General features: G+C 57.1%; 29 protein-coding genes. 16 read left to right on the plus strand and 13 right to left on the minus strand.

Annotation, left to right across the window (positions count from 1 at the left end; translation table 11 throughout):
* On the plus strand, nt 1-701 hold a 701-nt coding region (locus VMW85_00005; protein ID HUT26418.1), incomplete at its 5' end, for an ATP-binding protein.
* Here VMW85_00005 and VMW85_00010 read toward each other — a convergent pair.
* The 5 genes from VMW85_00010 to VMW85_00030 all read right to left on the minus strand — a co-directional run bounded on the left by VMW85_00010 (nt 698) and on the right by VMW85_00030 (nt 5334).
* Nucleotides 698-1132, minus strand: a complete 435-nt coding sequence (locus tag VMW85_00010; GenBank protein ID HUT26419.1) for an N-acetyltransferase — start codon at nt 1130-1132, stop codon at nt 698-700. The two genes, VMW85_00005 and VMW85_00010, sit on opposite strands and share 4 nt — an antisense overlap.
* A gap of 25 nt (nt 1133-1157) precedes the next feature.
* The gene (locus VMW85_00015) at nt 1158-3122 is read right to left on the minus strand and encodes a phospholipase D-like domain-containing protein (protein HUT26420.1); all 1965 of its coding nucleotides are present in this window, start codon (nt 3120-3122) and stop codon (nt 1158-1160) included.
* A gap of 51 nt (nt 3123-3173) precedes the next feature.
* Complete coding sequence (tpiA, locus tag VMW85_00020) at nt 3174-3851, minus strand: triose-phosphate isomerase (protein ID HUT26421.1); 678 nt, start codon at nt 3849-3851, stop codon at nt 3174-3176.
* Nucleotides 3844-4986 (minus strand): fructose-1,6-bisphosphatase, encoded by a 1143-nt coding sequence (locus VMW85_00025; GenBank protein HUT26422.1) that lies wholly within the window; start codon nt 4984-4986, stop codon nt 3844-3846. The genes tpiA and VMW85_00025 overlap by 8 nt, the downstream gene beginning before the upstream one ends.
* A 123-nt stretch (nt 4987-5109) precedes the next feature.
* Complete coding sequence (locus VMW85_00030) at nt 5110-5334, minus strand: ferredoxin (protein ID HUT26423.1); 225 nt, start codon at nt 5332-5334, stop codon at nt 5110-5112.
* Between the two features lie 132 nt (nt 5335-5466).
* On the opposite strand from VMW85_00030, the gene aspS reads away from it, so the two are divergent.
* The 7 genes from aspS to VMW85_00065 all read left to right on the plus strand — a co-directional run bounded on the left by aspS (nt 5467) and on the right by VMW85_00065 (nt 9871).
* Nucleotides 5467-6771 (plus strand): aspartate--tRNA(Asn) ligase, encoded by a 1305-nt coding sequence (gene aspS, locus VMW85_00035; GenBank protein ID HUT26424.1) that lies wholly within the window; start codon nt 5467-5469, stop codon nt 6769-6771.
* Nucleotides 6772-6856: 85 nt separating this feature from the next.
* Nucleotides 6857-7378, plus strand: coding sequence for a RusA family crossover junction endodeoxyribonuclease (locus VMW85_00040; GenBank protein ID HUT26425.1), 522 nt, complete (start codon nt 6857-6859; stop codon nt 7376-7378).
* A 270-nt stretch (nt 7379-7648) separates the two neighbouring features.
* Nucleotides 7649-7810, plus strand: coding sequence for a hypothetical protein (locus VMW85_00045; protein ID HUT26426.1), 162 nt, complete (start codon nt 7649-7651; stop codon nt 7808-7810).
* Between the two features lie 75 nt (nt 7811-7885).
* Nucleotides 7886-8125 carry an Lrp/AsnC ligand binding domain-containing protein gene (locus VMW85_00050; protein HUT26427.1) on the plus strand — a complete coding sequence of 80 codons (240 nt, stop codon included), beginning with the start codon at nt 7886-7888 and terminating at the stop codon, nt 8123-8125.
* A 37-nt stretch (nt 8126-8162) separates the two neighbouring features.
* Entirely contained in the window at nt 8163-8798 is a 636-nt protein-coding gene (locus VMW85_00055) for a hypothetical protein (GenBank protein HUT26428.1), read from the plus strand.
* Between the two features lie 9 nt (nt 8799-8807).
* Nucleotides 8808-9434, plus strand: coding sequence for a LysE family transporter (locus VMW85_00060; GenBank protein ID HUT26429.1), 627 nt, complete (start codon nt 8808-8810; stop codon nt 9432-9434).
* A gap of 44 nt (nt 9435-9478) precedes the next feature.
* On the plus strand, nt 9479-9871 hold the full coding sequence (locus tag VMW85_00065; GenBank protein HUT26430.1) for a hypothetical protein: 393 nt from the start codon (nt 9479-9481) through the stop codon (nt 9869-9871).
* Here the strand turns inward: VMW85_00065 and VMW85_00070 are convergent.
* Nucleotides 9844-10683, minus strand: coding sequence for a hypothetical protein (locus tag VMW85_00070; GenBank protein HUT26431.1), 840 nt, complete (start codon nt 10681-10683; stop codon nt 9844-9846). The genes VMW85_00065 and VMW85_00070 overlap by 28 nt on opposite strands.
* Nucleotides 10684-10797: 114 nt before the next feature.
* Here VMW85_00070 and VMW85_00075 point away from each other — a divergent pair, with 114 nt between their 5' ends.
* Nucleotides 10798-12270, plus strand: coding sequence for a hypothetical protein (locus VMW85_00075; GenBank protein ID HUT26432.1), 1473 nt, complete (start codon nt 10798-10800; stop codon nt 12268-12270).
* A gap of 172 nt (nt 12271-12442) precedes the next feature.
* Here VMW85_00075 and nadA read toward each other — a convergent pair whose 3' ends face one another.
* On the minus strand, nt 12443-13351 hold the full coding sequence (gene nadA, locus VMW85_00080; GenBank protein HUT26433.1) for a quinolinate synthase NadA: 909 nt from the start codon (nt 13349-13351) through the stop codon (nt 12443-12445).
* A 103-nt stretch (nt 13352-13454) separates the two neighbouring features.
* Here nadA and VMW85_00085 point away from each other — a divergent pair, with 103 nt between their 5' ends.
* The gene (locus VMW85_00085; protein ID HUT26434.1) at nt 13455-14414 is read left to right on the plus strand and encodes a hypothetical protein; all 960 of its coding nucleotides are present in this window, start codon (nt 13455-13457) and stop codon (nt 14412-14414) included.
* Here VMW85_00085 and VMW85_00090 read toward each other — a convergent pair whose 3' ends face one another.
* Complete coding sequence (locus VMW85_00090; GenBank protein HUT26435.1) at nt 14415-15026, minus strand: superoxide dismutase; 612 nt, start codon at nt 15024-15026, stop codon at nt 14415-14417. It lies immediately after the preceding gene.
* A gap of 96 nt (nt 15027-15122) precedes the next feature.
* Here VMW85_00090 and VMW85_00095 point away from each other — a divergent pair, with 96 nt between their 5' ends.
* The 3 genes from VMW85_00095 (at nt 15123) to VMW85_00105 (ending at nt 17272) form a co-directional block, all read left to right on the plus strand.
* Nucleotides 15123-15503, plus strand: coding sequence for a dihydroneopterin aldolase family protein (locus VMW85_00095; GenBank protein HUT26436.1), 381 nt, complete (start codon nt 15123-15125; stop codon nt 15501-15503).
* Between the two features lie 147 nt (nt 15504-15650).
* On the plus strand, nt 15651-16193 hold the full coding sequence (locus tag VMW85_00100) for an NTPase (protein HUT26437.1): 543 nt from the start codon (nt 15651-15653) through the stop codon (nt 16191-16193).
* Nucleotides 16190-17272 (plus strand): tRNA (guanine(26)-N(2))-dimethyltransferase, encoded by a 1083-nt coding sequence (locus tag VMW85_00105; protein HUT26438.1) that lies wholly within the window; start codon nt 16190-16192, stop codon nt 17270-17272. Before VMW85_00100 ends, VMW85_00105 begins: the two co-directional genes overlap by 4 nt.
* Nucleotides 17273-17275: 3 nt before the next feature.
* Here the strand turns inward: VMW85_00105 and VMW85_00110 are convergent, their stop codons facing one another.
* Nucleotides 17276-17692 carry a hypothetical protein gene (locus VMW85_00110; protein HUT26439.1) on the minus strand — a complete coding sequence of 139 codons (417 nt, stop codon included), beginning with the start codon at nt 17690-17692 and terminating at the stop codon, nt 17276-17278.
* 183 nt (nt 17693-17875) lie between these two features.
* Between VMW85_00110 and VMW85_00115 the strand changes: the two genes are divergently transcribed.
* A complete protein-coding gene (locus VMW85_00115) occupies nt 17876-19165 on the plus strand; it encodes an adenylosuccinate synthase (GenBank protein HUT26440.1) in 1290 nt (429 codons plus the stop codon).
* Nucleotides 19166-19663: 498 nt separating this feature from the next.
* On the opposite strand, the gene VMW85_00120 is transcribed toward VMW85_00115, so the two are convergent.
* Nucleotides 19664-20290 (minus strand): hypothetical protein, encoded by a 627-nt coding sequence (locus VMW85_00120; protein ID HUT26441.1) that lies wholly within the window; start codon nt 20288-20290, stop codon nt 19664-19666.
* A 148-nt stretch (nt 20291-20438) separates the two neighbouring features.
* On the opposite strand from VMW85_00120, the gene VMW85_00125 reads away from it, so the two are divergent.
* Nucleotides 20439-21242: a methyltransferase domain-containing protein gene (locus tag VMW85_00125; protein HUT26442.1), complete on the plus strand. Its 804-nt coding sequence runs from the start codon at nt 20439-20441 to the stop codon at nt 21240-21242.
* 20 nt (nt 21243-21262) lie between these two features.
* On the opposite strand, the gene VMW85_00130 is transcribed toward VMW85_00125, so the two are convergent.
* Nucleotides 21263-22531, minus strand: coding sequence for a UbiD family decarboxylase (locus tag VMW85_00130; protein ID HUT26443.1), 1269 nt, complete (start codon nt 22529-22531; stop codon nt 21263-21265).
* An 87-nt stretch (nt 22532-22618) separates the two neighbouring features.
* On the opposite strand from VMW85_00130, the gene VMW85_00135 reads away from it, so the two are divergent.
* The gene (locus VMW85_00135) at nt 22619-24304 is read left to right on the plus strand and encodes a glutamate--tRNA ligase (protein ID HUT26444.1); all 1686 of its coding nucleotides are present in this window, start codon (nt 22619-22621) and stop codon (nt 24302-24304) included.
* Here VMW85_00135 and VMW85_00140 read toward each other — a convergent pair whose 3' ends face one another.
* Both VMW85_00140 and feoB read right to left on the minus strand, forming a co-directional pair.
* A complete protein-coding gene (locus tag VMW85_00140; GenBank protein ID HUT26445.1) occupies nt 24305-24925 on the minus strand; it encodes a LysE family transporter in 621 nt (206 codons plus the stop codon).
* A gap of 38 nt (nt 24926-24963) precedes the next feature.
* Nucleotides 24964-26874: a ferrous iron transport protein B gene (gene feoB, locus VMW85_00145; GenBank protein ID HUT26446.1), complete on the minus strand. Its 1911-nt coding sequence runs from the start codon at nt 26872-26874 to the stop codon at nt 24964-24966.
* Nucleotides 26875-26880: the final 6 nt, after the last annotated feature.

Consider the following 26880-nt stretch of genomic DNA (forward strand, 5'->3'; position numbering starts at 1 on the left):
ACCGTGTCGTGCCAGGGGCCATACATGAGGCCCATGAGGGAGTGCTCTTCCTGGATGAACTACCGCACCTCGGCCATCTGCAGAGGTTCATACTTACCGCCATGCAGGAGCGTCGTTTCCCCATTTCCGGCCGCAACCCTCAGAGCGCTGGAGCGAGCGTCAAGGTCGAAAACGTCCCCTGCAACTTCATTTTTGTCGGTGCCTGCAACATCCAGGACCTGGAGCAGGTATTGTCGCCATTGCGTTCTCGGGTCTGCGGCAATGGATACGAAGTTCTGGTCAACACCGCCATGCCCGACACCCCCGATAACCGAAATTCACTTGTGCAGTTCATCGCTCAGGAGATCATCTCCGACGGGCGCATACCTCACGCCGACGCCTCGGCCATCAAGGCTATAATCAAGGAGGCCAAGGTGCGCGCCAATAAGGTGGACAACATCGGCTCCTCTCTGACACTGAGGTTGAGGGAGCTGGGCGGCCTGATCCGTGCCGCCGGTGATCTGGCAGTGGTCGAGGACGCGGAACTGATGAGCGCAGAGCACATCGCCAAGGCGGTGGTGCGCAGCAAGACCGCCGAGGAGCAGATAAAGGACCGTTACGGTTCCTACACCAAAGGCCTCGGTACGGACATTTCCTCGGCTCAGAAGGAGAAATCACCTTACTATTTCTGGAACGAGACCAAGGACTCCATGTTCCATTAGAGGTACCGCATCAGGAATATGCCGTCCTCGCCGTCCGAGTAATAGCACGATGCCATCCGTACGTTGAAGAAGCCGAGACGTTGATAGAAACGCATGGCCGAAAGATTGCTGACCCGGACCTCCAACGAGATCTGCCTTATGCCCCGCTTACCGCACTCGCGGAAGAACTCCTGGCAGAGCATGGTGCCCAACCCCGCCCCCCGGTAACGCTGGTTGACGGCCAACATGAGTATGCGAGCCTGCTGGTGCCCGCTCATGACCCCGAACACGAAACCGATCACCCGTCCCATGTCCTCGATGACTATGAGGCCTTCAGGCCAGAAGGGCACCAGCTGTAGGAAGAGACTGGGGTCGTACATCTCACGCAGAGAGGTCGAAGCGACCTGACAGATGTCGGTCAGGTCCCTGCCGAGGAAGTATCGGAGCTGCAACGGCGGCCAATATCACTGCCCATTACTAAATCCTTCTCTTGTTGCGCCGGATGAGCAGGAGCAGGGCGATGACCGGCAAGGGGGCGTACAGAAGAAGCCCGGGGATCGATGCCTGACCTTCAGATACCCTGACGGTCACGTTCTCGTATGCCATGTTCCCCACCGTGTCCGTGACCCGCAAGGTGACGTTATGCTCCCCGGGTATCAATGCGACGGCATGGATAGGTCCGAAAAGGTCCGATGCTCCGTCGCCATCCAGGTCCCAGGCGAACTCCGCTATGTTGGAGGTGTCATGACAGGCGGTGGCGTCCAGGAGCACGAGCTGTTGCTGGGACACCTCCAGAAAATGCCAGGGCAGGGATATCACCGGGGGAACGGCATCCCCTTTCCAGTCGTTCTCGAACAGACCGGTGAAATGATCCGCCAACTCCGTTGAACGTACCAAAAGGGCCATCTCCCGATTGCATCGCATGGAATTGTCCACCCAGTTGGCGCTGCCCACCAGAACCTGATCATCGATGATGACGCCCTTGTTGTGCAATCGTTCGAACGGAGAAGCCAGACCGGGCAGTCGGCACTCCAGGTCCCAGCCTCTTTCCGAAGCTTTGGCGTTCAAAGCTTCCGCGACCCTCTGGTTCGGTTCCTTGGTACCAAATCCGGAATCCAGGAGTATGCGCACGGTAACACCGCGGTCCGCCGCCCGGGACAAAGCGTCCATGATCTGGCCGCCATTCAACCAGTCCTCCTCGAAGTTCATCTGTTGCACCAGGATACGTTCCTGTGACCCACCCAGGGCGTTCACCAGCGTATCCTCTATCGTAAAAGGCGATGTTGATAGGAGGACGGAGGAGGTGACCTCTATGCAAGCCTTCTGGCGATCGTAGTTGAGCATTCTCCCCGGACCTCCTTCGTGAAACGGAAGACTGATGTCGAGAGGGAATACGTCCAGACCCTTTCCCCCCAGGTCCTTCTGGAAGACCGTGAGCGCGTCCCGAGCGATGGATGACGACCGGACCAGTATGGCCCATCCGCGGTTGGAGGTGAAGCTGGAGTCGGCCATGTTCTCGGAACTTACCAAAAGACGCTCCCCGTCGAACACCATGTACTTGGCATGCAGGTAGTCGTACCTACGGAACGATTCACTGGACCGCATGACCCACACGTCCACCCCGTTCTCCTGAAGATAGTATGCCAATGCCGCCCCGTTCTCGCTGACACCTCCGACCGGCTGTCCCTCCAGCAGAAGAGTGACGTCCACGCCCCTGACGGCGGCCATGGCCAGGTGGCGGGCCAAGGTCCAGTTCTCAAGTATGTAGGTGGACACGCATATCTCTGCCAGAGCCAGGTCCACCTGCTGGACCATGACCTCCAGACCGTCGTCCGGGTACAGGACCGGAGAGGCTGAAGCGATAGACCAGGGTGATAGCAGGGAGAACGAACCGGGGACCTCCAATGACCAGGAGCCGTATTCCGAAGGTTCGGCCGTTCTTCGCAGCATCTCACCCTTCCTGCAGGGAACTGCCGGACCGTTCCATGGGGGAGAAGGTTCGGACGTCCCGTAATAGACGACGTCGATCAGATTCCCATTCGGGTCGAAAAGGAACACCTGGTCACCTGTATCGGCCAGCTTGAGACTCCCCTTGGTGATGGTACCGTTCGAACCCTTGTGATACACCACCTCGCCGGGGTATAGGGAGAGATATCTCTCCGGACAATCGCCCCACGTGATATCGGTCGCGGTCGGCAGCGATAAGGACCCGTTGAAGGTGACGCTTCCCTCCCCGTCGCTCAACATCCATCCTTCCAGATCGATCTGTGGGCCGTCATTGCTGATGGTGATGAACTCCCCGGGATAGGTCGGACAGAACCGTTTGATGAAAACGCCCGACGCGCAATGAACGTCCGGAGCATCCGCGGCCTCGGCCGTGGGGGCGAACATGGATATCAGTATAATGGAAAGAACAGATAGAACGGTCAGGAGCTTTCGCACCTGAAAAAGATATTGATGGTGCCAAATAATCGAAGGTTATGCAATCAGGCTTCAGAGGCCACTTACCAGGTCGCGCAGTACCGCCTTTACGTCCTTGGCCTTGACCACGCCTGAAGCGAGAAGCACTCCGGACGCCCCCAGATCTAGAGCCGCCTTGACGTCCGCTCCGTTCTTCACCCCTGCACCGCAAAGCACTTTGATCGTCGGGTCGACCTTCCTGACCATGTCCACCGTCCTACTGACTATCTGGGGGTCGGCAGTGGTGACCGATATGTCCCCTCCGATCAATTCCGGGGGTTCGATGGCGATGTAATCTGGAGAATAGGCCGCCACGGCGATGGAGGTCTCTGTCGAATCTGTGCAGACGATGCTTATCAGGCCCAGGTCCCTGCAGGTCTTGACCGCGGCGGCGATGTCGTCCATGACCATGCGGTGCTCGGAATGATTGATGAGCGTACCCTTGGCCCCGGCGGCCCTGACGCTCTGTGGGGATATGTAGCCGGTGATGGACCCCGGTCCCTTGGCGTCAACATGTTGGGAAAATACCGGGACGGTGACCGCGCAGGCCACCGTGGAAAGTTCGACCATGGGGGGGCAGACCACGAAGCCTATGCCGCTCTCGCGGGCCGCGGCCTCGCATTCCTTGGCAAGACGCATCGCCCCCGGTCCCTCCACTTCGGAGTAGACCTTGAAATTCACGACGATGATGGGCGAATTGAACTTATTCAATCTTCTCCATCCTGTCCTTCAACCGGGCGAGCACGGCCGGCCTGGTGGTGTACTCCATCTCTTCTGGACCGAGTATACCGGGCATGAACGGACCATGTTGGCGCATGTAGATGCTGGCGCGAACCGCCTTCCTCCGAGCCTCGTCCCATACGCTGCCGGAGAAATAGTCTACCGGTTCCTTGACGCCCAGCGGCGCCTCCGGGTCCTCGCATCCTTGCAGACGGCCGTTGCTTATCTGGAATCCCAGTGCGCATATTCGCGGTGGTCCGTCGAAATAGGTGGGATCGGAATCCGCCACCGAACAGGGGTACCAGGCACCGTAGTGGGAACCGCGCATCCAGCCGGCTACCAATCCGGGGAACATGAATGGCTGCAGGACCTCGCCCACGGCGGGGAAACCGCTCTGGCAGCGCACGACCGCCACGGGGTCATCCTTGCCCACGTACTTACCGGCGCAGATGTTCAGCTTCTCAGTGCTTATCACACAGCTGGTGCCCAGGTTCTTGTCCTTGCTCATCACGCGCTTGATGGCGTAACGGCTGGTGTCCCCCAGAAGACTGAGGATGTCGTAAGACTCCTCGGGTGCGGACATGGTGATGCTCTTGGAGTCCATGACATCCACGATCTCGAAGCGGAACCCTTCGTGAGCACGGGGGTCTATGACCAGACCAGTGGTGGTGAACGGGTCCATGAAGACACGGGATATGGGCATGGAGTATGCGGACGGTTCGGTCTTGTCGGCCATGAAGAACACCATGGGCTCGGCGGCCCTCTCCACGAACTCCACCTCGGCGGCTCCGGGGCCCATGCCGCGAATGTTGCCGCTGAAGGCGTCCGACAGGAGGTCCTGTCCGGCGGCGTACATCTTCATTTCCTTGGCCAGCTTTGAGGCCGCCATGAAGGCCGTCCAGGCCAGAGCGTGAACGTCCTTGTTGTTCTCGCCCTTGTAGTGGGTCATGAACAAGTTGATATCGTCCCCGACACGGGTAACATAGAAATCATTGATGGTACCGGACCTGACCCCTTCCTTAAGGGTCTCCTCACACTTCTTCATCATTTTTGGGTGCGGTTTGGAGTGACCGGCGACCGAACCTACGTCAGCCTTAATGACAGATACAGTAACCTTCTGTGACATAATATTCCCATACCTTGGATTCTGAGAATTACTGCATCCATATATAATGATTGATACCCTGACTTCGCTGAATGACGACGCTTACGACGGATAAAAAAGAAAATAAAAAGGGGTGAGCCTGGCTCACTCTACCTTGATGGCCGATACCGGACAGGCGTCCTCAGCGTTCTTGGCGCATCCCTTGAGGTTGTCCGGGATCTCCCCTTTGGCCTTGTCGTCCTTTTGGTACATAGGCTTGAGGTTGGAGTTGCCGTCATCCCCTTCCATGAAAACATCAGGGCATTCGTCGTTATAGCATATTCCGCAGCCAGTGCATTCGCTCTGATCGATCGATACATTAACAGGCATAAGAGTGGAATCTCATCCTACAAGTGATTAAGGTTTCGGTCGGATCCTCTTGTTCGGCGTTGTCGCGGTGGCCACCAATTCTTATATAAAAAAAGCGGTAATATCGAGTTCATTCAGTTTTAAGGTGTTCACATGTTGCACGATTCCAGATCGATCACAACAAACGATTACGAGAAGGAGGTCACGGTAGAGGGCTGGGCCCAGGAGGTGCGCAACCTTGGCGGGATATCGTTCCTTATCCTGCGCGACCGCTACGGCGTGGTGCAGATCACCGCCCCTAAGAAGAAGATCACCCCCGAGGTCATGCATGCCATCACGTCCCTTTCCCGGGAATCCGTGGTCCGGGTGACCGGCACCGTCAAGGCCAGCGCCCAGGTGAAGAGCGGTTACGAGATCATTCCCTCCGCTTTGATCGTTCAAAGCCCGTCGGCCACCCCGCTGCCCATGGGCGTGGTCGACAAGGTAGATGTCGAAATGGACACTCGCTTCAACCATCGCTACATGGATCTGAGGAAACCGGAGGTGCGCTCCGTCTTCGAGATCAAGTCCCTGACCATGCGCCTCATCGACGAGTACTTGGCGGACAATGACTTCGTGGAGATCTTCACCCCTAAGCTGGTGGCCTCCGGCGCCGAAGGCGGTTCCACCCTGTTCAAGGTCGACTACTTCGGAAAGGTGGCATACCTGGCGCAATCGCCGCAACTGTACAAGCAGATGCTCATGTCCACCGGCCTGGACCGAGTGTATGAGATCGGCCCGGCCTTCCGTGCTGAGCCTTCGGACACGGCGCGTCACGTATCGGAGTTCATCAGCTTCGATGGGGAGATGGCCCATATCGACTCGCAGGAGGACGTCATGGCCATGATCGAGGGTTGCACGCAGTTCGTCATCTCCGGGGTCAAGGAACGGGGAGCGAGAGCCCTGGAGATCATAGGCAGCGAGGTCGTTCTGCCCAAGGCGCCGTATCCTACCCTGTCCTATGAGAAGGCCATAGGAATGGTCCAGGGGGCTGGGTTCAAGATCGAGCTGGGAGAGGACCTGGGCACCGAAGGGGAGAAGCTGCTGGGCGATCTGATGGCCCAGGACGGGAACGAGATGTACTGGATCGCGGAGTACCCGGAAGAGGCCAAACCATTCTACATCATGGAGAAGGATGGCACGCCGTACTCATACTCGTTCGATCTGGACTACAAAGGTCAGGAGATATCGTCCGGTGGGCAGCGGGAACACCGCCACGACCGTCTGGTGCAGAGGATGGAAAAGAAGGGATTGGAGCCGTCCTCCTTCGAGTTCTACCTCAACTCCTTCGCCTACGGAATGCCGGCGCACGGCGGTTGGGGACTGGGAGTGGAGCGCCTGGTGCAAAAGATGTTGGGATTGCCGAACATCAGGGAGACCATCCTGTTCCCGAGGGACCGCAATCGATTGGTCCCATGAAACTTTTTCATCCCATATAAGGGACGAAAAGGTAGCTTTCAGCTACTAAAATTATATTACCCAGGGGATTCATATCTATTTTGGGATGCGCTTGAGTTTTGAAGGAGCGGAAGCTGAAGACTACGAGTCCGGACCAATGGAATACGTAGGCTATCGAGAGGACCGCTTCGACCAGGATCTGATCGAGTTCTTCGTGGCCGGGGAACCTGTGCCGCAGGGCAGCACCAAGGCCTTCTACATCAAGAAGCTGGAACGGGTGGTGACCACCCATACCAACGCCAACACTGACCAGTGGAGGCACCGCATCGCCACCGAGGCCCAAAGGGCGAACGAGCTTAGGCCGGCCAACTTCTTCTCCAGCGATCGTCGCCAAGGTTACGAGATCACTCTGGACTTCGTGTTCACCCGGCCAAAGAGCCAGCCGAAGAAGTGGAAGATGAACACCAAGCGGCCGGACCTGGATAAATTGGTCAGGGCGGCGTTGGACGCCATCACCAACATATTGATACCGGACGATTCGCAGGTGGTGCGCATCACCGCCGGCAAATGTTACGGCGATGCCGATCACGTGCCCGGCCTTCAGATATCCGTCAGAAGGATGGAATGAGGTCCTGGACCAGGATCTCTGCACTCATAGGGTTCATCATCTCCCGGGGGATCAGCTGACCCTCTTCTCTTCATCGATCCTATAAGCAGTCCAATGACTGAATCGGTTACCGTCTGTCAGGCAATAAACGTTTCCTAGCAGACCGTGTTGAATTTGTTCATATGTCGTATTTTAGACATGCCTGCCACCATGTTGCAGATTGCCGAACAGCATTGTTATGTCCTATTCGGTCATGATCATCGATACCGCAAGATAAAGCGAGGGAAGATAATGAACCAACAGCCTCTTGAATCGATGAAGAGCAGTTTCGTGGGAGTGCCATACTCCCTGTGCGTAGCGCATGAGATAACCTCCGAAGGATATGGCTTCTGTGTGTCCTGCGAGACCGGGACCGTCACCGACGTGTTCCATCCGTCCGGCGTGGAGGAGTGAGTGAAATGGTCCTGCCGTCCACATTCTTCAGTAGACGGCGGTAAGTTTGATTTGTAGTAAGATCAATTGTCCCCTATGAACAGCGCCATCGTAGCAATAACCAACGACATTGGTGCCGAAGGAAAGGTCATGGAATCCATGTCCAATATCCCGGCGGTACGGGAATGCTACATGGTGTATGGGGTCTACGACGTCGTGGCCAGGGTGCAGGCGTCGAACGAGGAGGAACTGAAAATTACCATCGCTTCGATCCGGGATCTGCCCGGGGTACGTTCCACATTGACCCTGGTCGTGTGCAAAGAGCACAAAAAGTAAGCATTAGGTTTCCGTTTACCCAGCAGAGGTTCCCCAGTTGGATAAGTTCTCCAAGGACCTGGTAGTATTGATGAACAAGCTCATCAAGGGCACCGATGGCGCAGGAGAGGAAGCTCTGCGCGTTCTGGAGCAACGTTTGATCGATCTACGGGAGAAGAACCTGCTCAAGATCAATCACTCCGTTCTGGAAATGATCGTGGCCAAATATCTCATACTGGACGGATATGAGGTCGACCTGGAGCACATGATCGATTCCGGGCTAAGCTGCGATGTCCACGCCCGCAAGGGGGATGGGGTGCTCATCGTGGAGGTGGAGACCGGATATGTTCCGCCGGCACACGCGCTCGATCCCATGGACTATATCCGGGCCAGGATAGCTTCCAAGATAGCCCGATACAGCAATCACTGTCATAAATTCTCGTTGGCAGCACCGCCACACTACGTGATGCCGGTTATGCCGTTCTTCACCCGCCCACCGCGGGACCGTTCCGCCAAGGACGCGGAGCTGGTGAAGCACTACTGCGACATGTATTACAAGAGCCCACCAGTGAGCATCGATGAGATCATGAACTCCCGTATCCACAGCGTCTCCATCATCGACGTGGAAAATGCTGCATTGCGCGATATGGCCCCAGACGACTACATCAACCTGACCGTTGATTGGTACCTGTGAGGTGATGAGATGAGCATCGAGACGGCATTACTGTTCCTTGGTTCCGTGGCCATCATCTCGCTCTCGGGCGTGCTCATGCCCGGGCCGGTGTTCGCGGTGACCATCGCCTGCGGGTACAACGACCGGCGGGCGGGTTGGAAGATAGCGCTGGGACACACCCTCGTCGAGGTACCGCTGATCATCGGCATATTCTTCGGACTGAGCATCTTCCTCAGGAACGATTTCATCTTCGCCCTCATCGGATTGTTGGGCGGAGGGCTATTGATCTACATGGGCTGGGACATGGTACGTAAGCGCAAGGAGATCGTGACCAGCTGCGATACCAGATACAAGGACCCTTTCATGGCCGGCGTCATGACGACGGTGTCGAACCCGGGTTGGCTGCTGTGGTGGGCCACGGTCGGCGCGGCTTTGATCACGACGGCCATCACCTTCGGGCTGTGGATGCTCCCCATGTTCGTCGTAGTTCACATCAGCTGTGATCTGATCTGGGAGGGATTGATCGCCATCACGGTGTTCGACACCAAGGAGAAGTGGGACAACCGGTGGCACCAGTATATGATAGCCGGGTCCGGGGTCTTGATGATAGTGTTCGCCATCGTTTTCATCGTTAACGGTGTGAACATACTTCTGTGAACCAACACCTTTTAAAATCTCTCCAGACCATTTGCCACTTGAAGATGTCCAGGGCCTACAAGGATCACAAGATCTACTGCTGCTTCACACTAAACCGGCTGGTGGCCGAACTCGGTATAGACCTTTACCAGCAGGACCTTGAATCGAAGTTGGATAAGATCCTGGCGAGCGATTCGTACGGCATCTCCAAGGAGGAGGTGAAGCACGAGATCCGATCCAACCACTTCATGACCAACAAGGTCATCGAGAAGCTGGCGGAGGACGGACTGGTGACGGTGTTGAAGGAAGAGGGGCGTTACCAGGTGCGCATCACCCGCGAAGGGGTCATTTATATCCGCAGATACAACGAGTTCTTCCTGAGCATCTATGACGAGCAGATCAAGGACCATTACCGTTACCGCGGTCTGCCTCACTGGGCCCGGGATGCCGAAAGGTAGGTGTCGGCGATGTACGGTATGAACTCATAGCTGCCGTCCTGGTTCTCGATTATCAGTTCCAATGAGGAGTTGTAACGGCGGGTACGGTGCTGGAAGCTCATCGAGGAGCGCTGCAGTATGTCGTAGGCCTCGTCCTGCAGGTCCTGGTCCTCGGTCCTCTTCCACAGTACGATCGCCCGGGACGGGGGGAGCTTGTTCTGCCGGCACACCTCTTCCACCGCCCGCACCATGGACCAGAAGGTCTCCGCGGTCGGTGTCTGGTCGATCTGCTTGATGAACAGCTGATAACCTGGGTACCCCAGGCCGAAGGATCGCCACAGCGGTCCGGAGCGCGACCTCAGGTAATAATCGAAGCTGTAGAGCATACCACCCTTGCCCTTCAGCACCGCCTGCGATCGGCCGTCGGTCTTTAGAGCCACGGTCATGGAGGGGTTCCTGCTTGCCAGGTGGGACCGCAGCCGTTCCACGGCGTTGCTTCCCTGAGGGGCGAAAACCACCGGATCGTCCTGCCGAATGCTCAGGATGACCGAGTGCCTGAGAGTGTAATAGTTCAGAAAATCGTTGAGCCGCCGCAGGGTGAACATGGTCCATGTGCCCAGGGCGAAGAGGGCGATGAGAATGGTCCCCAGCACAAAGTTTTGAATGATGTTCTGCAGTATGAGCACGAAATCAAGAAGGAGCCATATCCCTACGAAGACGCCGGCATACCATACCAGCTTCCTTAATCGGGGCGCCTCCCGGTTCACGTCCTCCGCCAGGTCGAAGATGGCGGAAATGGGGTTGTCAACCGCTCGTGGATCAGGTGCGCTCATTCCTTCCTCGTTCGGGATTTTGAGTATATAAAATAGTAGGAAACAATCGTCAGTAACAGTTCTGCTTGGTGTTATTTGATATCCTTAGACGCTCGGAGACCTAGGAGGCTAAAAATGCTCAAATTCACAAGCACAATCGCCGTGGCCCTGGTGGCCGTGCTGATGCTCAGCGCCATCAGCTTGAACACCAGTGCCGCGGACGCCAACCCCATGGACCGCATCAGGTTGGAGATGGGCACCACCGCCGAGTATGGCGGTGGAAGCTATGTAGCGATCAACATGTCGCAAGGCCTATCCATGGCCTGGTTCGCCGTGGTCTACGGAACCGAGGCGGACCCAGCGCCCATAAGCATCATCGGGGCCAACCTGCGCTACCTTGGCGGGGCGCAAGTGGTCACCCAGGACGGTACGGTCATCCTTGACCAGGTGCCGATCCCGGTGGTCACCGTTTTCGGCCAGAGCCTGTTCGCTCTACTGGAGTTCGATGACGTCGGTTATCAGACCGCCTTCGGTCTGAACTACGGTGCCGACAACGGACTGTTCGACTTCAACAGCGACCGGCGCCTGTTCGATGATCCGAACGGCAGCTTCGAACCTGTCTACAAGTACGTGAGCCTGGAAAGGGCCTGGAACCTATCGGAGATAGTGACCAGCATCGATGCCCAGAACCAGAGCAAACACTATGACTTCTCCGTGTACGCGGAGAACGTTCTCTACACCCAATTGTGGGACGGCGAGCTGCAACAGTACCGCAACGGCACCGTGGACGACGGGATCGTCGACCGTATCGAGTTCGCTTTCCACGTGACCGCGACGGCAACGGGATCGGAGGTGCAGATACCCTTCTACAAGGTGACCGTTGGAACCAACGACGGTGATGGCATCATACGCGATTCGGAGCAGATCGCCCCGCGTAATTTCACAGGAGTGACCACCGACACCGAGTTCAAGTACGACCATATCGTCGAAGGCTGGGACCCGTATGAGAACGCGTCCGATCCGCGCCTTATGCTGGAGAACGGCATCATCCACGCGGTGTTCATACCGGACATCGTCGAGAAATGGTACTCCGCCCAGTTCGTGAAAAATGAGGTCCAGGATGGCTCGGGTGTAGCCGAGCTCGAGACCGAGGACGGCGAGGAGACCATCCGCGACACCGGAGAACTTCCGGAGAAGGCCACACTGCTGACCAGGGACCGTATAGCGTTCCGTGACAACTGGCAGCGGACCGGCATGCTCACCTGGGTCAGCAACGTGACGGTGGACGGTCAGGATGAACTGGTCGTCTATCAGGTGCACGCAGGCTCCCGAGACATGCTGCCCAAGGATGTCAAGGACGGACAGGTGCGCTCCATCGTGATCCTTGGCGGTTACATCTACCCTGTGGGAGAGAGCATCATGCACGACCCCACGGTGGCCATCTCCGGCATGGAGATGGACATGGTACCATCGGTCCCGTTCGTCCTGGCGATCATAATCGCCATAGCGGTGGCGATATGCCTGGCACTGGTATTGGTCGTGGCCATACTTCTCTACTCGGAAAGGAAGAAGCGCGGCCGGATGCAGGTGCCCCCGCCGTTCCGGTGATCCTCCCCTCAAACCCCTTTTATTATTTTTTATCGATGCTAAGCAACCTGATCCTATCGTCCTAGTTCGATCCCCACACGTAATAGTTACGTGGCTGTATGGCATCGAGATGGCCGAATCCTTTGGCCGTTTAGAAACTGGGGCATCGCCCTTCCTTGAAAAGTAAGGCCACTTAGTCCCCGCGGCCGATCTCCATCATGCGCTCCAGCGGTTTCCTGGCTGCCTCGATTATCCCTGGTGCCAGAGTGATCTCCGGAGACATGGTCTCCAATGCCCTGATCAAAGATGAGACCGTAGTACGTTTCATGTTCGGGCAGATGGCGCTCGGCACCGGGATGAACTTCTTGTCCGGCACCTCCTTGCTAAGGCGGTAGGTCATATCGACCTCGGTTCCAACGATGAACTCCCTGGCCTCGTTCGTCCGGGCGTACTTGATCATGCCCTCGGTGGATGAGACGTTATCGGCAAGGTCGATCACATCCGGGATGCATTCCGGATGCACCATGAGCTTGGCCCTGGGGTGTTGGCACTGAAGCTCCTTGATCTCCTGCACGGAGATGTCGTGGTGGGTCGGGCAATAGCCTGGCCATAGCAATATCTCCTTGTCGGGGTGGAATCTCTGCACATAGGCCCCAAGATTACGGTCCGGGACGAATATGATACGCTTCTGCGGAACGCTGCCAACGACCTTGACGGCGTTGGACGATGTGCAGCATACGTCCGCCAACGCCTTCACCGCAGCGGAGGTGTTGACATAGGCTACGACAGCGGCTTCAGGATACTTCTCCTTCATCGGTCCCAGTTCCAGATCGGTGCACATGGCGGACATGGGGCACATGGCGTCCGATTCGGGCAGGATCACTTTCTTTTGAGGGGAGAGTATCTTAGCGCTCTCGGCCATGAAGTCCACTCCGCAAAAGATGATGACCTCCGCGTCGGTGCTGGCCGCCTTCTGGGACAGTCCGAGGGAGTCGCCTACGAAATCAGCGATGTCCTGCACTTCCGGCGGCTGGTAGTTATGGGCCAATATGATGGCCTTCCGCTGTGCCTTGAGCTCCTGGATACGCTCCGCGGCGTTCATTTCGGCAACTCATGTATAGGTCCGTATAAATATTTACTTGACCAGCGTAAAAAGCAAAGGTCACAGGGCCCAAATTATTTCTCCTAGCTGGTCAGTGTTCGATATGATGGTGATGAACACCCAGGGGAACTTAGATTGGCTATTGGAAGGGGACGCCGTTTTACAGCATCTGATCAACCGGGACCTTTTGGACGATGAGCCGGACGACGTCGCCGCCCTTCAGGACCCACGACTCCAGAGGATCGTCAAGGAGGTGTCCTCCTGGCCTTGGCCGGCGATCACCGGTCACAAGACCGCCGACCATCCTCTGCATAAGTTCGCCTTCCTGGCCGACCTGGGGATCGATGTCGAAAAGGCCTTGGGTCCCGATCTGCTCGCTTCATTGGAGGGGACGCTGGTGAACGGGCTGCCTCGTCTGCCCACCAAGACGCCGGAAAGGTTCGGAGGTTCGGGAAGGACGGAACTGGCCTGGTCTCTGTGCGACACGCCATTGCTGCTCTATTCCCTATCCAAATGCTATCCCTCCTTCGATGGTAAAGAGGGGCTTCGCACCTTGTCCACCATGAACAGGGAGAACGGCATGCCCTGTGTCGTATCACCGGAACTGGGTAAGTTCCGCGGTCCGGGGAGGAAGGACGACCCTTGCCCGTTAGCCAACCTTTACACGTTGAAGGCCATCACCCAGATCGATCTGGAAGGACACGAAGGTATGGCGAAGATCATCACCGACGAACTGCTGACACTATGGCAGGCGAGCCGGGAGCGACACCCATACATGTTCTACATGGGCACTGATTTCCGAAAACTGAAATTGCCGTTCGTGTGGTACGATGTCCTGAGCGTGACCGAGGCGCTGAGCCATTGCCCTTGGGCACATAGAGACCCTCGTTTCCTGAACATGCTGGCGGTCATCGATTCCAAACGTATTGACGACCGACGGTTCAAGGCCGAGTCGATTTGGACCGCCTGGAAGGACTGGGATTTCGGGCAGAAGAAGGAACCCTCGCGGTGGGTGACGTTCACGGTGGAACGCCTTGACCGGAGGGTCGGAAAAGGTGAGTGATCACTTCAGGATCGCTTCCAACCTCTTTCCTACGGTGTCCCAGTTCACGTGGTTCCAGAACGCTTCCACGTACTTGGCTCTGAGATTCTTGTAGTCGATGTAATAGGCGTGCTCCCAGACGTCCAACACCATTAGGATTCGGAAACCGGGAATGGCGTTGACGTTGTGCTTCTCCACCTGCATCAGCAGCGGTTTATGCGTCCCCAGACAATACACCAACACAGCCCACCCAGAGCCCTCGGCGCTACCGGCCACCGCGCTGAACTCCTTCTTGAAGCGCTCGATCGAACCGAACTCCTTGGTCAGTTCCTCCAGCAGCTTTCCTGCAGGTACACCGCCCTTGCCCGCGGGGGCCAAATTCTCCCACATGTACTTGTGCAGTATGTGACCCCCGATCTGGAACGACAGGTCCTTCATGATAGCCTTCCAATCCAGGTCGACATTGTCCTGCCGGGCCTTGTCCATCTTATCCAGAATGGCGTTGGCCGAGTTGACGTAGGCGGCGTGGTGCTTGGTATGGTGAACGGTCAACTGCTCCTCGCTCAGGAAAGGGGTTAGGTCCTTGTATCCGTAGGCGAGCTTTGGCAGTTCGTATCTCTTGACTTGTTCCATCGAAAATCCTCCGATGTTTTATCACGTAGCTAGTACAACATAACGATTTTGGTCGAACAAGTTATTAATTGCCCGGACGTGTTCGAGTAAAACTAGATGACGAGCAGGCGCGAAGAACTCGCTTCGAGATATTTCAATTGCACCGAGAGGGAGAGGGCGGTGTTCGAGGCCGGCATTAAATTGGGTACGATCTATCATCAGTTCGTTGGGACCCCCGTCGCAGCGGCCAACGTTGATATTCTGGAGAGGGCCATCGAGGATGGCGTACGCGTGCAACCGTTCGTCAAGGACGTGAAGGTCAACATCTCCCGTGAGGCCCTTCGCCTGAAGAAGGACGAGTTCGACTATCAGACCCTGACCGGCAATATGCTCAACGTGGAACTGACCATCTCCATCGATCGGACGACCGTCATCGCGGGCATGGACTTCAAGCCCGACCTGCGTTACCCTCTGATGTACGTCAAAGAAATAATGTGATGTAATTATATTTTTATTGATATTAATCTGAATATTTTCCGATTGTACCCAGTCGCCCGTGAATCAGCAAAGGTAATTAAGCTAGGATTCACATACAGGGAACCTATTGCGCCGACCTCTGTCGATGCAATTTAATCGGTGAAATTAATGAATAATATTAAAATCGGCATTACTGGGCTTCCCAGCGCGGGTAAGACCAACACTCTCATTCAGGTCATAAAAATGCTGGAGGCGGAGGGATTTAAGGTTGGCGGCATGATCACTGAGCCGATTTTGGACGATAAGAAGCGAACCGGTCTTTACGTCATCGACTGGATAACCAAGAAGAAGGCTGTTCTGGCCGCTACGGACATAGAGAGCAAGTTCACCGTGGGGAAGTATGGTATCGATATCCAGGTCCTGGAGGATATCGGCGTTCAAGCGCTCACTAACGCCTGCGCCGATGCGGATGTCATCGTCATCGATGAAGTGGGCAAGATCGAGGTGGAGAGCAAGAAGTTCGTCAAGGCGGTCGAGGACGCGTTGGAGGTTGAAAAACCAATGCTGCTCACCCTTCACAAGAAGTCCCGCAATCCCTTGTTGCAGGACATCAGACGGCGGGACGACGTGCGTATTTTGGAAGTTACGCCGATCAACCGAAACCTTTTGCCCTACAAGATCATGAAGCTGATGAAGGGCGAGCTGTTGTGAATCTGGAAGGAACGAGCATTGTCGAAGGGAGCACCGAACTGTTGGTGCCCCTTGTCATTTCTGAGAAGGGACCGGGGAAGGTCCAGGGACGAGTGTTCTTCAATCGGCAGATGGCCTTCAACCGCGACGTCTCCGTGGCCATGTTCCATTCGGTCATCCGTCCGCGCAAGTGCCTCGACGCCATGGCGGCCACCGGTGCCCGGGGTATACGCTTATGCAAGGAGGCGAAGGGGGATTTTCACTTCGTCATCAACGACAGGGATTCCCTGGCCTGCGAGTACATAGAGGAGAACATAAGGAGGAACGGGTTGGATAACGCCGAGGTCACCAACGCCGACCTGCGCTGCCTTCTGGCGGACCAGGTGTTCGATTACGTGGACCTCGATCCCTTCGGTACGCCGATACCTTTCGTTCCCTCGGCGCTGCAGGGATTATCCCGGAAGGGAATACTGGCGGTGACCGCCACGGATACGGCGTCGTTATCGGGAACGCACCCGGGAAAATGCCGCCGGCGATACATGGCCAACAGTCAACGCAATCCTTTCCTGCATGAGAGCGGATTGCGCATAATGATCGGTACGGTGGTCAGAATGGCCGCCCAACTGGACAAGGGCGTTACCCCGTTGCTCTGCTATTATGCAGATCATTATTTCCGATTGTTCCTCAGCATCAAGGACGGCGCTGGGGTCGCCGACCGTTCGCTGGAGCAGCTGGGAATGATGTCCTACGATCGGGACACCGGGGAGAGAAAGATCGGCGAAGGGAAGATGGGGCCGATGTGGCTCGGTCCGCTCATGGACCATGAGGCCGTGAACGAGGCGGAGGTCCCGGAAGGATTGGCCTGCGCCGAGCGCACCAAGCAGCACTTCGATATCTGGAAGGAGGAACTGGACGTGCCGTTCTACTATGAGACGAACGAGATCGCCTCCATGCTGAAACTGTCGCCGCCGGGAAGGGACGAACTGCTGGCGGCCATGGGCGGCATAGGCAAGGTCTCCCGGACCAACTTCTCGCCCACCGGGTTCCGCACCGACCGTCCTTTGGAGGAAGTGCTGGAAACGTTCAGGTCCATCTGTTGACGATCAGAAGTTCCACCTGCGATTGGCGATCAGCAGCACCAGATAGGTGAACGTCAGGCCGAGGACCACGGCGGGGATGGTGGATATGCCGCCGAAGAAAGAGTCCCAGGCCAGCAGTACCAATCCCCAGGCCAGTAAGGAGATGGTGGAGGTGACGGCGTTGCTCGTGTTGCTCAAGGAGCCCGAGGCCATCCTTGTCTCGAAGCGCATGATGTACCTACCTACGAACTGGAACGTGAACAAAGGACCGATGGCCACCCACCCGAAGAGAGGGGAGGAGAATAGATCGCTCGTCTCCTGATCATGCACCGCCATGGACATCAGTATGCTCACGCCTATGAACCAGATCACCCAAATGATCGCTCCGACCGCGCTCGCCTCTCGCTCCTGTGGGGTGATTTTGAACCATTTGAACGCCAAGTGTCCGTTCCCTCCCTTGGTCCGAGCCCGCCCGGGTCCCCTTGTTCCAAATAATTACAGCCCTTTTCTCGGTATTAAAGGGTGATGAGAGCATTCTCATTTCGTAAGCGACATCCGGCTGGGCCAAAGCGCCGATGAAGAAGGTTTTATCTATGTTGGCCCTTTTTGCGAACCGGTGAGAAATTGCCGAGCATAGCGGTCATCGGGGCCCAATGGGGAGATGAGGGCAAGGGCAAGATCACGGATTTTGAGGCCGACAGGGCTGATATGGTGGTCCGCTATCAGGGCGGTTCCAACGCCGGACATACCATCAAGGTGGGCGAGGAAGTGTTCGCCCTTCATGTTCTTCCTTCGGGCATTGTTCGCCCGGGGGTCATCAACGTCATCGGCAACGGGGTCATCGTCGACCTCATCAGCCTGGACAAGGAGATCGCCGAGATACAGGACCGGGGGCGGTCAGTGGACGGCCTGAGGATCTCAGACCGGGCGAACATCATCCTCAATTGGCACCGTCTGCTGGACGGGGCGGAGGAGCGATTGCGCGGGAAGAAGGTCGTGGGAACGACCGGCAAGGGGATCGGCCCCTGTTACTCGGACAAGATCTCTCGTAGCGGTATTCGCATGGGCGACCTGCTGGACGCGGAGCTGTTGAAGGAGCGCCTCGACACGGTGATGCCGATGAAGCTCAAGACAATGGAGATGCTGGAGGTGCGGCTGGCCCAGACCAAGGACGAGCTGCTCTCCGATCTCCTCACCTACGGCAAGAAGTATGGAAGATATATCACCGACACCTCGGTGCTGGTGAACGATGCTTTGGACCACGGAAAGAACGTTCTGTTCGAGGGGGCCCAGGGCACTATGCTGGACATCGATCACGGCACCTATCCTTTCGTCACTTCCTCCAACTGCGTCGCTGGCGCGATCTGCACCGGTGCGGGTGTGGGACCGAAGAGGGTGGACGAGATCATGGGGATACTGAAGGCCTACACCACCCGAGTGGGCGCTGGCCCTTTCCCTACGGAGTTGAACGACGCCACCGGTGAGCTGCTGATGAACGTCGGCGGAGAGTTCGGAACGACCACGGGACGTCCCCGCAGATGCGGCTGGTTGGACCTGCTCATCGTGGAGCACGCCGCCCGGTTGAACGGATTGACACAGTTCGCCGTCACCAAGCTGGACGTGCTCAATGATATGAAGAAGCTCAAGGTCGCCACGGCCTATGAGATCGACGGCAAGCACGTGGAGCACGTTCCAGGAAATTTCATGAAGCTTGAAAGGGCCGTCCCCGTCTACGAGGAACTGGACGGTTGGCAGGGCTGGAAGGCCGAGGAGACCATGGAGATCGTGCGCGGGGGTTACGATGCCCTTCCAAAGGAGATGCGCCAGTACATAGGTTATATCGAGGACAGGTCCAAGGTCCCGGTCAAGATCATCAGTATCGGAAAGGGCCGTGAAGAGACCATAAGACGGTAGGTTCTCCGATGTCGTAGGCTTTGGGAGCTTTCTGAATAGACCATGTCCTGATGCTTCACTGATCTTTTACCCATTTCAAGATGACGGGGTCGTTCCTGGGCGTAGCAGTTCCGTCAGCCTTCTTTGGGTATCCGAAGATCAGGGGGCGATCAACCTGTGACCTTCTGGCATCTCTAGGTCCTTTAGGACCCCGGGGTCCTAACCTAGGGATGAGGCGAGATCTATCCAGCAACTTTTAATTCCTAGAGAATGGGCGGTGAGCATCATGTTACCGGCGCATAATACGCCGTTCTGAGCATGATCAACGGAATGGACATACCCTACTGGCCAAAGAAATGGAGGGTCCCTCATTGGGCGTTTAACATCGGAACTTTGGCGCCATTGTTCATCACAATGTTGATCGGGATAGGACCTGACGATCGATCGACAGTTCCCGGTCGATGGAACATGTTATAAAAATGAATGGAAGAGGTTTGTTCTAAAGATGGTTGGCGTACCTCACTTCACCAGACCCATGCGGAGCATGCCTGCGAAGAGCATGCCGAGGCCAGCGGCTGTGATCAAACCGCCTTGCATCCCGATGGTGTCGCCGAAGGTGGCGGCCAGTCCCCAGAGGATGAAGACGATACCGAACACCAGCACCAGCATGTCCATGACCTGACCTAAGGCCTTCATCATGGCCGGCATAACGACCATGACCACAGCGAGAACGCCCACGACCAAGGCTGCGAACCCCAGGAGCACCGGTGCGAACTGCACAGGTCCCCACCAGGTCAGGGCATCCAGGTTCTGGAATCCCGCGGCCACCAAGAGGAGCGCGGAGATGATGAACAGGCTGTCGGTCAGGTCGATCTTGCGTACGGTCGGCACCCTCTGCTGTGATGGCATTGGCGGCTGCTGCTGATAGTACCCGCCCTGAGGCGGACCGAACTGCTGTGGCTGCCCTCCATATTGCTGGGGGGGCTGCTGATATTGCCCCTGGGGCGGTTGCTGATTCTGATCAGGGTACTGTTGATATTGCTGAGGGGGCTGCTGGTACCCTGGCTGTACCAGGGAAGCGCCACACTTCGGACAATTGGAACTGTTGTCCATGATGTAGTCCATTCCACAATTGTTACATCTCATGATCTATCCTCATTTTCAAACGGATAAGAATTGTGATTTAATAATGATTGCTGGCAATGGCTCTTATCTTGATAGACCCTGTATTCACATATCTCACCAGTGGGTGGTCGCACCATACAAATATGGCCATCCACATCGGGTTTTTACAATGGAACTGGGTCTTAAGACGGACATCTGCGTAGAAAATGTGTCCAAAGAACTGAAGTATCATGGTGGCAAGTGGGCGACCGCCCATGGCTCATATTTCTCCGACCTGATCAAGGCCGCCCCCATGTTGGACGCGGCCCATTCGACCGCTGAACGCTGTCGCCCGGAGGTCATCGCCGATATAGGCGGAGGGACAGGTTTCCTACTAAGGCATCTCGGGGACCGTTTGAACGGTCTCCGGCCACGCCTGGTCAATGTGGACATTTCGGACGAGCAGCTCCAAGTTTGCAGGGAACGAGGGCTGGACACTTTATTCTGCTCCGCCCTGGACCTGCGACGCGAGATGCTCCTGGGCGAAGTGGAACGGCTCATGCTGATCTCACGTTCGGTCCTGCATTATTTCGGCAGGGAGGGGCAGGACCGCTTCCTCTCCTCGCTGCGATCGGTCATGGAGGAAGGGGAGATGCTGGTGCATCAGCCTGCATGCTTCGCCTCGAAGGAGGAGAAGGAATGCATGAACGAGCTCTATCCCATGATGGGCGTGGACAAGTTCTACATGACGCCGGATGAACTGCGTGCGGCGCACGAGCGCAACGGATGGAAGGTGGTGGAGATATTGAACGCGCCTTCCCTGGACCTATGCTCCGAGGACCTTGCCGAACGCTATGCCCTGGGGAACACCGATCTGGAAAGGTTGTGCGGCACTCTGCGCAGATACGGATTGGACCGTGGGACCTTCGAGGTCGGCGACAAACGCTTCCGCGGTCCCTTCACATACCGCATCGTCATAGCCAAGGCCAATTGATACGATCTTTGACACCATCCCTATGGCAGTGTGGCCTTGTCGAACGCCTTGGTGTCGCCCAAAGGCTTCGTGGCATCGATCGCCAACTTAGACGTCGTACCTTCGGCGCTGGGGTCGAGCGAGGAACCGGCGGCGTTATTGATGACCAATAGTCCGCGTGACGCCTGGAAGCGGCTCGCTACCGCCCATTCCACCTGTCGATCGTCGTAGATATCGATGTCCTGATCGACGACGATGACCTGCTTCATGGACGGGTGTCCAGTGAACGCGGCCATGGCGGCGTTCATGGCGTCGCCCTCCTTGTTCTTGGTGATGGAGATGACCCCGTTTAGCCAGCAGCACCCTCCTTCGGTAAGGCGTACGGCGTGTATCCTTGGCACCACCTGCCTCACGGTCTTGAAGATGACCGGTTCGCGGGGCAATCCCATCAACAGATAATGCTCCAATCCTCCTGGGAGTATGAGATGCAGGACCGCGTCCTTCCTCTGGTAGAGGCGGTCCACCTGGAACACCGGCTGTGTGCGGACGATGTCGTAGGTGCCGGTTATGTCAACGAACGGTCCCTCGTCCACCATCTCGGAGGTGAGGCGTCCTTCCAGAACGTAGTCGGCGTCCGCGGGGACCGGGATTCCGGTCTTGGTGCGTCGGACCTTCAATCCCTCCTTGAGGCCGATGAAGCGTAAAGCGCTGGCGATCTCCAGCTCGTTCATCTCGAAATCGGTGGAGGTAGCTCCGGCCAACAGGACCGAGGGGCAGGTGCCAATGACGAAGGCCACTTTCAGCTCCTCACCCTTCTCCTTGGCCAGCTTGTGCATGGTGAAAAGATGACGGGGGACCAGTCGAATGGCGAACTTGTTACCTTCCATCAGCATCAGGCGGTGGAAGGAGATGTTCAGCTTGCCTTCGAACTCGGCGATAGCTACACCGGCGGTGACGTACCTTCCGCCATCCTCCGGGAAATATTTGGGGATGGGCAGGTCCATCAGGTCGAACTTCTCTTTGACGATGTCCTCGAAACCGGCCTTCTTGACCTCTTCCACTGGCCGCGGGGATGCTAATGCTTGCAGGAGCGCCTTGGTAAGACCGCCCTTCTTCAGCCCCAGCGCATCGGTCACCCGGTCCCGGTCGCTCCATAGATTGCCGGCGGCCATTCGCCCGTTCAGGTCCTTGAAGAGCACCGGGGAGCGCTGCTCCTCCATGAGGATGCGGGTCGGCTCGATCTCCAGCGGCACGGTACGGTCGATGGTCCTGACCCCGACCATCCGGTCCAGGAGATTTTGGATCGCCATGGGCGTGAATTACCGTACCACGATATAACCAATGCGCCCCAGGGTCGCAACGAAAGTTAAAAAATAGAAGGGGGATATCGGCGAACGATGACAGAGAACGACCTGGAGATGACCGTCAGGAAGTACGCCCTGCAGAACGCGGTGTTATACGCTGGAAAGGCCAACCCCAAAGCGGTTCAGGGAAAGGTACTGGCCGAATCTCCCGAATACCGTTCTCGCGTCAAGGAGGTGCTGCCTCTGATCGCCTCCATCGTGGAACAGGTCAATTCCATGACCCCGGAGGCTCAGCACATCGAACTGGAGGGTATCGATTCCTCCCTGCTGGTACGGGAGAAGAGCGAGAGGCGTGTCGGTCTGCCGCCTTTGCCCAACGCCGTTCAGGGGAAGGTCGTCATGCGCTTCGCCCCCGGTCCTTCCGGCCCTTTGCACCTGGGCCACACCCGCGTCGCCATACTCAACGATGATTATTGCCGGACATACGACGGAAAGTTCATCAACCGCATCGAGGACACCAATCCGGAAAAGATCGATCCTGACGCTTACGACATGATACCTGAGGACCTGGAATGGCTGGGCGTCAAGGTCCATCAGACCGTGGTCCAGAGCGACCGGTTCGAACTATACTACGATGTCGCCCGGCAGATCATCGAGCTGGGGAAGGCCTACGTGTGCACCTGTTCGGCGGAGGAGTGGAGAGGGCTCAAGGAGAAGTGCCTGCCCTGCCCGCATCACGAAGAGGACGTCGCGACGACCATGGAGAAGTTCGAGAAGATGCTGGCCGGACATTACGAAGAGGGGAAGGCCATCCTGGTCATCAAGACCGACCTCAAGCATCCGAACCCGGCGATACGTGATTTCGTCGGATTCCGCATCGTGACCTCCAAACCTCATCCGCTGAAGGGAAGCAAGTACTGCGTCTACCCCATGATGAACTTCTCCGTGGCCACGGACGATCATCTTCTCGGTCTCACCCACGTGCTCCGCGGCAAGGACCATTTGAACAACACCCTGCGGCAGGCGTACATGTTCAACTACCTGGGTTGGGAGAAGCCCCACTACACCCACTACGGGCTGGTCTCCGTTCCGGACGCCATACTGAAGACCTCCACGGTCGGCATCGGCATAAGATCGGGGGAGTACAGCGGCTGGGACGACGTGCGGTTGGGAACGGTACGCGCGCTGGCAAAAAGAGGTTTCCAGGCAGAGGCCATCCGGGCCTATTGGGTCGACTGCGGGATCAAGGAGACCGACGTCGAGTTCTCTTGGGATAATATCTACGCGTACAACAAAGCGATAGTGGACAAGGTCGCGAACCGCTACTTCTTCGTTTGGGACCCTGTTCCGTTGCAGGTATGCGGAGCGCAGGAGCTGAGCGCCAAGGTGCCGCTCCATCCCGACCATCCCGAGCTGGGGATGAGGGAGTTCCACATGACCTCCCCCATCATCATCAACGTGGTGGAGAAGGACCTCCAGAACGGCATGGAGGCCGGCAGGGTACGCTTGAAGGACCTGGGCAACGTGGAGTTCCGTTCCGGCAAGGCCACCTATCTGGGGAACGACCTGTCGATATTGAAGGAAGGCGTTCGCATCATCCACTGGGTACCGGACAACTGCTACCCCGCCTCCGTGCACATGCCTACGGGAGAGGTCAAGGACGGTTTCGTCGAGGCTTTGCCAAAAAGTGAGGAGGGCAAGGTCGTGCAGTTCGAGAGGTTCGGTTTCGTCAAGGTGGAGAAGGTGGCGCCGAAGCTGGTGGCCTACTTCACGCACTGATCAGACCAGGAACGTGTTCCAGAGCAGGCTTACCGCGAAGTACATCATCACCAGGGCGCAGATGAAGCTTATGCCCCGGAACAACTTTGGTGTGACGTATCTGCGCCCATAGCCGATGAGCGCGGAATAACCAATGCCCCATATCACGGCCCCGGTGAAGTAACCTAGGTAGAAGATGACGAAGTCCATGAGCTGCGGCTCGAGGATGATCACCGCGATGGCCGAGCTGCCGATGCCGATCCAGAAGGGTATCTGAAAGGGGTTGACGAAAGATATCACGACCCCGGTCATGAAGTCCGATCTGCCTGTGAGGACCTGAGGTTCCGGCATGTCCTTCCGCCTGGCGTCCTGAAAACCGTGGTAGGCCAGGTAGATGAGTATGGTCCCGCCCAACGCTCCCAGTACGTACCGGGCGACATCGTTATCCCAGACGAACGCCAGCCCGACCAGTGCTATCACCGCCCAGGTCATGTCCCCGACTATCGAGCCGGTCTCCACCCTGAAGGCGCGGTGGAACCCGCCGGTGACACCGACGCGCAGCGCCTGGGTGTTGACCGCCCCGGGCATGCCGCAGAAGATGAGGCTTAGCACCAAGGCGGAGAAGAAGAGCACTTCGTACATCTGCCCCCAGTAATGGTTACTTCATAAATCCATTTTCCTCAGAGCAGGGACGATAGAATGAAGTGCGCCGTTCCCCCCAGCGCGAAGGCCAGGGTGATGGAGGCGAAGGTCACTTTAAGCGAATCCTTCAGCCCGTACTCCCTTATCATCACGGCCAGGGCCGACATGCAGGGCATGAAGGTGGCCATTATCAAAGCGAAGACGAAGAGCTGTTCCACGGTCATCACCGATGCCAGATCCGCTGTGCCGAAGAGCACGATGAGCAGTTGAAAGGACATTTCCTTCCTCAATATGCCGAATATCAGGGCGATGATGATGATCGCGGGCAGACCTAGGAATCCCACGGTGAAGAAGGACAGAGGGTCCACGATCGATTGCAGGATGCCGTAGGCCGAAAGCAGTTCCAACGCGATGGAACCGACCAGCAGTATGGGGAAGGCGATGAAGAAGAACTCCTTGAGCCTCATGATGGTCTTCCGAGCCACGTTCTTTGCCAGGGGCATCGCCAGGTCGGGTATCTCGATCATCAGGCTGCTTGGTTCGAACTTGATGGCCCTGTGCAGGAGCAGCGCCAGTAAAAGCACCAATGCCAGAAGGATGAGGAGTATCGTCATCACGTAGATGAAACCGCCATAGTTGCCCACCGTTCCGACGATGACCGCCATCTGTGCCGAGCAGGGAACGGCCATGACGATTATGGTGGCGATGATCAATTTCTCCCGGTGGGACTCTATGACCCTGGTGGCCAGTATTGCCGGCACGTTGCAGCCCATACCCACCAGCATGGGGATGATCGCCTGACCGTGCAGACCGATCTTGTGCATGACGCTGTCCAGGAGCACCACCACCCGGGGAAGGTACCCGGAATCCTCCAGCAACGCCAGGATCAGGTAGAACAGCAGTATGTACGGTATTACGATGGCCAGGATCGCCTGGATGCTGAGGTCCAGACCGGACGCTATCGCCGGTCCGAAGTCCCCGCCGATGGTCTGCCCCATTTCGATGAAGAAGTTGCCCACCAGGTCGGCGTACAATGAGAGCAGGTTCGCCTCCAGCCACGCCCCCAACAGAATGATGGTCAGCAGCACCCCGGCCAGAACACACAATAGGATAGGTATGCCAGTGGCCGGACGCAAGGTCAGGTCGGAAAGCCTCTGCCCCCGAGTACGAGGTTGCGGCCTGGAGGTCACCACCTGAGATATTATTCGACCGGCCTCGCCGTAGCGATCGCGGTTGATGTGCACCTCCATGTCCTCGTTGTGCTCGGCCTTGAACTCCTCCCGTAGGCGCTTGACCTTGGAGCGCGTGTCCGGGGTGATGCCCTCGGTGAAGTTGCCATCCCCCTCCAGCAATTTGATGAACGCCCCCCGGGGAGGGTATTTCAGCTTTACTTCGCCCATCCCTCGGATGAGCACTTCAAGGTAGGCCTCGATATGCGAATCGTAGCGGACCCGGAAGTCGGTCGGTCCTTTAACATAGCCGCCGATGGTCTTCAACAGTTCGTCGATGCCTTCCCCCGTAACGGCCACGGTGGGCACCACCGGGACGCCCAGTGCTCTTGACAGGGCAGGAACGTCAATATCGCCCCGTTTTCGGGCCACGTCCATCATATTGAGCGCCACCACCACGGGAAAGCCCAGCTCGATGAGCTGAGCGATGAGTACCAGGGACGGTTCCAGACGGGTGGCGTCGGCCACCACCAGCACCAGGTCCGGGTCGGACTCGAAGAGCATGCGCGAGGCCACTATCTGGTCCTCCGCTCCGGCGCTCAAGGAGTACAGACCGGGGAGGTCCACCACGGTGACGTTGCTTCCTTCGATCTTCACCTCCCCCTTGAGAAATTCCACGGTGGTGCCGGGATAGTTGGAAGAGATCGCGCCGATCCCGGTGAGCCTATTGAAAACGACGCTCTTTCCTACATTAGGGTTGCCAACCAGTAGGATCTCCAAGTTCCA

The sequence above is a fragment of the Methanomassiliicoccales archaeon genome (genome assembly GCA_035527755.1).
In the GTDB taxonomy this organism is placed as follows: domain Archaea; phylum Thermoplasmatota; class Thermoplasmata; order Methanomassiliicoccales; family UBA472; genus UBA472.

What these genes read in the sequence shown, in the direction of transcription:
- VMW85_00025 (HUT26422.1), bottom strand. Translation starts at nt 4,986, where the DNA reads ATGTCACAGAAGGTTACTGTATCTGTCATTAAGGCTGACGTAGGTTCG.
- VMW85_00030 (HUT26423.1), bottom strand. Translation starts at nt 5,334, where the DNA reads ATGCCTGTTAATGTATCGATCGATCAGAGCGAATGCACTGGCTGCGGA.
- aspS (HUT26424.1), top strand. Translation starts at nt 5,467, where the DNA reads ATGTTGCACGATTCCAGATCGATCACAACAAACGATTACGAGAAGGAG.
- VMW85_00040 (HUT26425.1), top strand. Translation starts at nt 6,857, where the DNA reads ATGCGCTTGAGTTTTGAAGGAGCGGAAGCTGAAGACTACGAGTCCGGA.
- VMW85_00045 (HUT26426.1), top strand. Translation starts at nt 7,649, where the DNA reads ATGAACCAACAGCCTCTTGAATCGATGAAGAGCAGTTTCGTGGGAGTG.
- VMW85_00050 (HUT26427.1), top strand. Translation starts at nt 7,886, where the DNA reads ATGAACAGCGCCATCGTAGCAATAACCAACGACATTGGTGCCGAAGGA.
- VMW85_00060 (HUT26429.1), top strand. Translation starts at nt 8,808, where the DNA reads ATGAGCATCGAGACGGCATTACTGTTCCTTGGTTCCGTGGCCATCATC.
- VMW85_00065 (HUT26430.1), top strand. Translation starts at nt 9,479, where the DNA reads ATGTCCAGGGCCTACAAGGATCACAAGATCTACTGCTGCTTCACACTA.
- VMW85_00070 (HUT26431.1), bottom strand. Translation starts at nt 10,683, where the DNA reads ATGAGCGCACCTGATCCACGAGCGGTTGACAACCCCATTTCCGCCATC.
- VMW85_00075 (HUT26432.1), top strand. Translation starts at nt 10,798, where the DNA reads ATGCTCAAATTCACAAGCACAATCGCCGTGGCCCTGGTGGCCGTGCTG.
- nadA (HUT26433.1), bottom strand. Translation starts at nt 13,351, where the DNA reads ATGAACGCCGCGGAGCGTATCCAGGAGCTCAAGGCACAGCGGAAGGCC.
- VMW85_00085 (HUT26434.1), top strand. Translation starts at nt 13,455, where the DNA reads ATGATGGTGATGAACACCCAGGGGAACTTAGATTGGCTATTGGAAGGG.
- VMW85_00090 (HUT26435.1), bottom strand. Translation starts at nt 15,026, where the DNA reads ATGGAACAAGTCAAGAGATACGAACTGCCAAAGCTCGCCTACGGATAC.
- VMW85_00095 (HUT26436.1), top strand. Translation starts at nt 15,123, where the DNA reads ATGACGAGCAGGCGCGAAGAACTCGCTTCGAGATATTTCAATTGCACC.
- VMW85_00100 (HUT26437.1), top strand. Translation starts at nt 15,651, where the DNA reads ATGAATAATATTAAAATCGGCATTACTGGGCTTCCCAGCGCGGGTAAG.
- VMW85_00120 (HUT26441.1), bottom strand. Translation starts at nt 20,290, where the DNA reads ATGAGATGTAACAATTGTGGAATGGACTACATCATGGACAACAGTTCC.
- VMW85_00125 (HUT26442.1), top strand. Translation starts at nt 20,439, where the DNA reads ATGGAACTGGGTCTTAAGACGGACATCTGCGTAGAAAATGTGTCCAAA.
- VMW85_00130 (HUT26443.1), bottom strand. Translation starts at nt 22,531, where the DNA reads ATGGCGATCCAAAATCTCCTGGACCGGATGGTCGGGGTCAGGACCATC.
- VMW85_00135 (HUT26444.1), top strand. Translation starts at nt 22,619, where the DNA reads ATGACAGAGAACGACCTGGAGATGACCGTCAGGAAGTACGCCCTGCAG.
- VMW85_00140 (HUT26445.1), bottom strand. Translation starts at nt 24,925, where the DNA reads ATGTACGAAGTGCTCTTCTTCTCCGCCTTGGTGCTAAGCCTCATCTTC.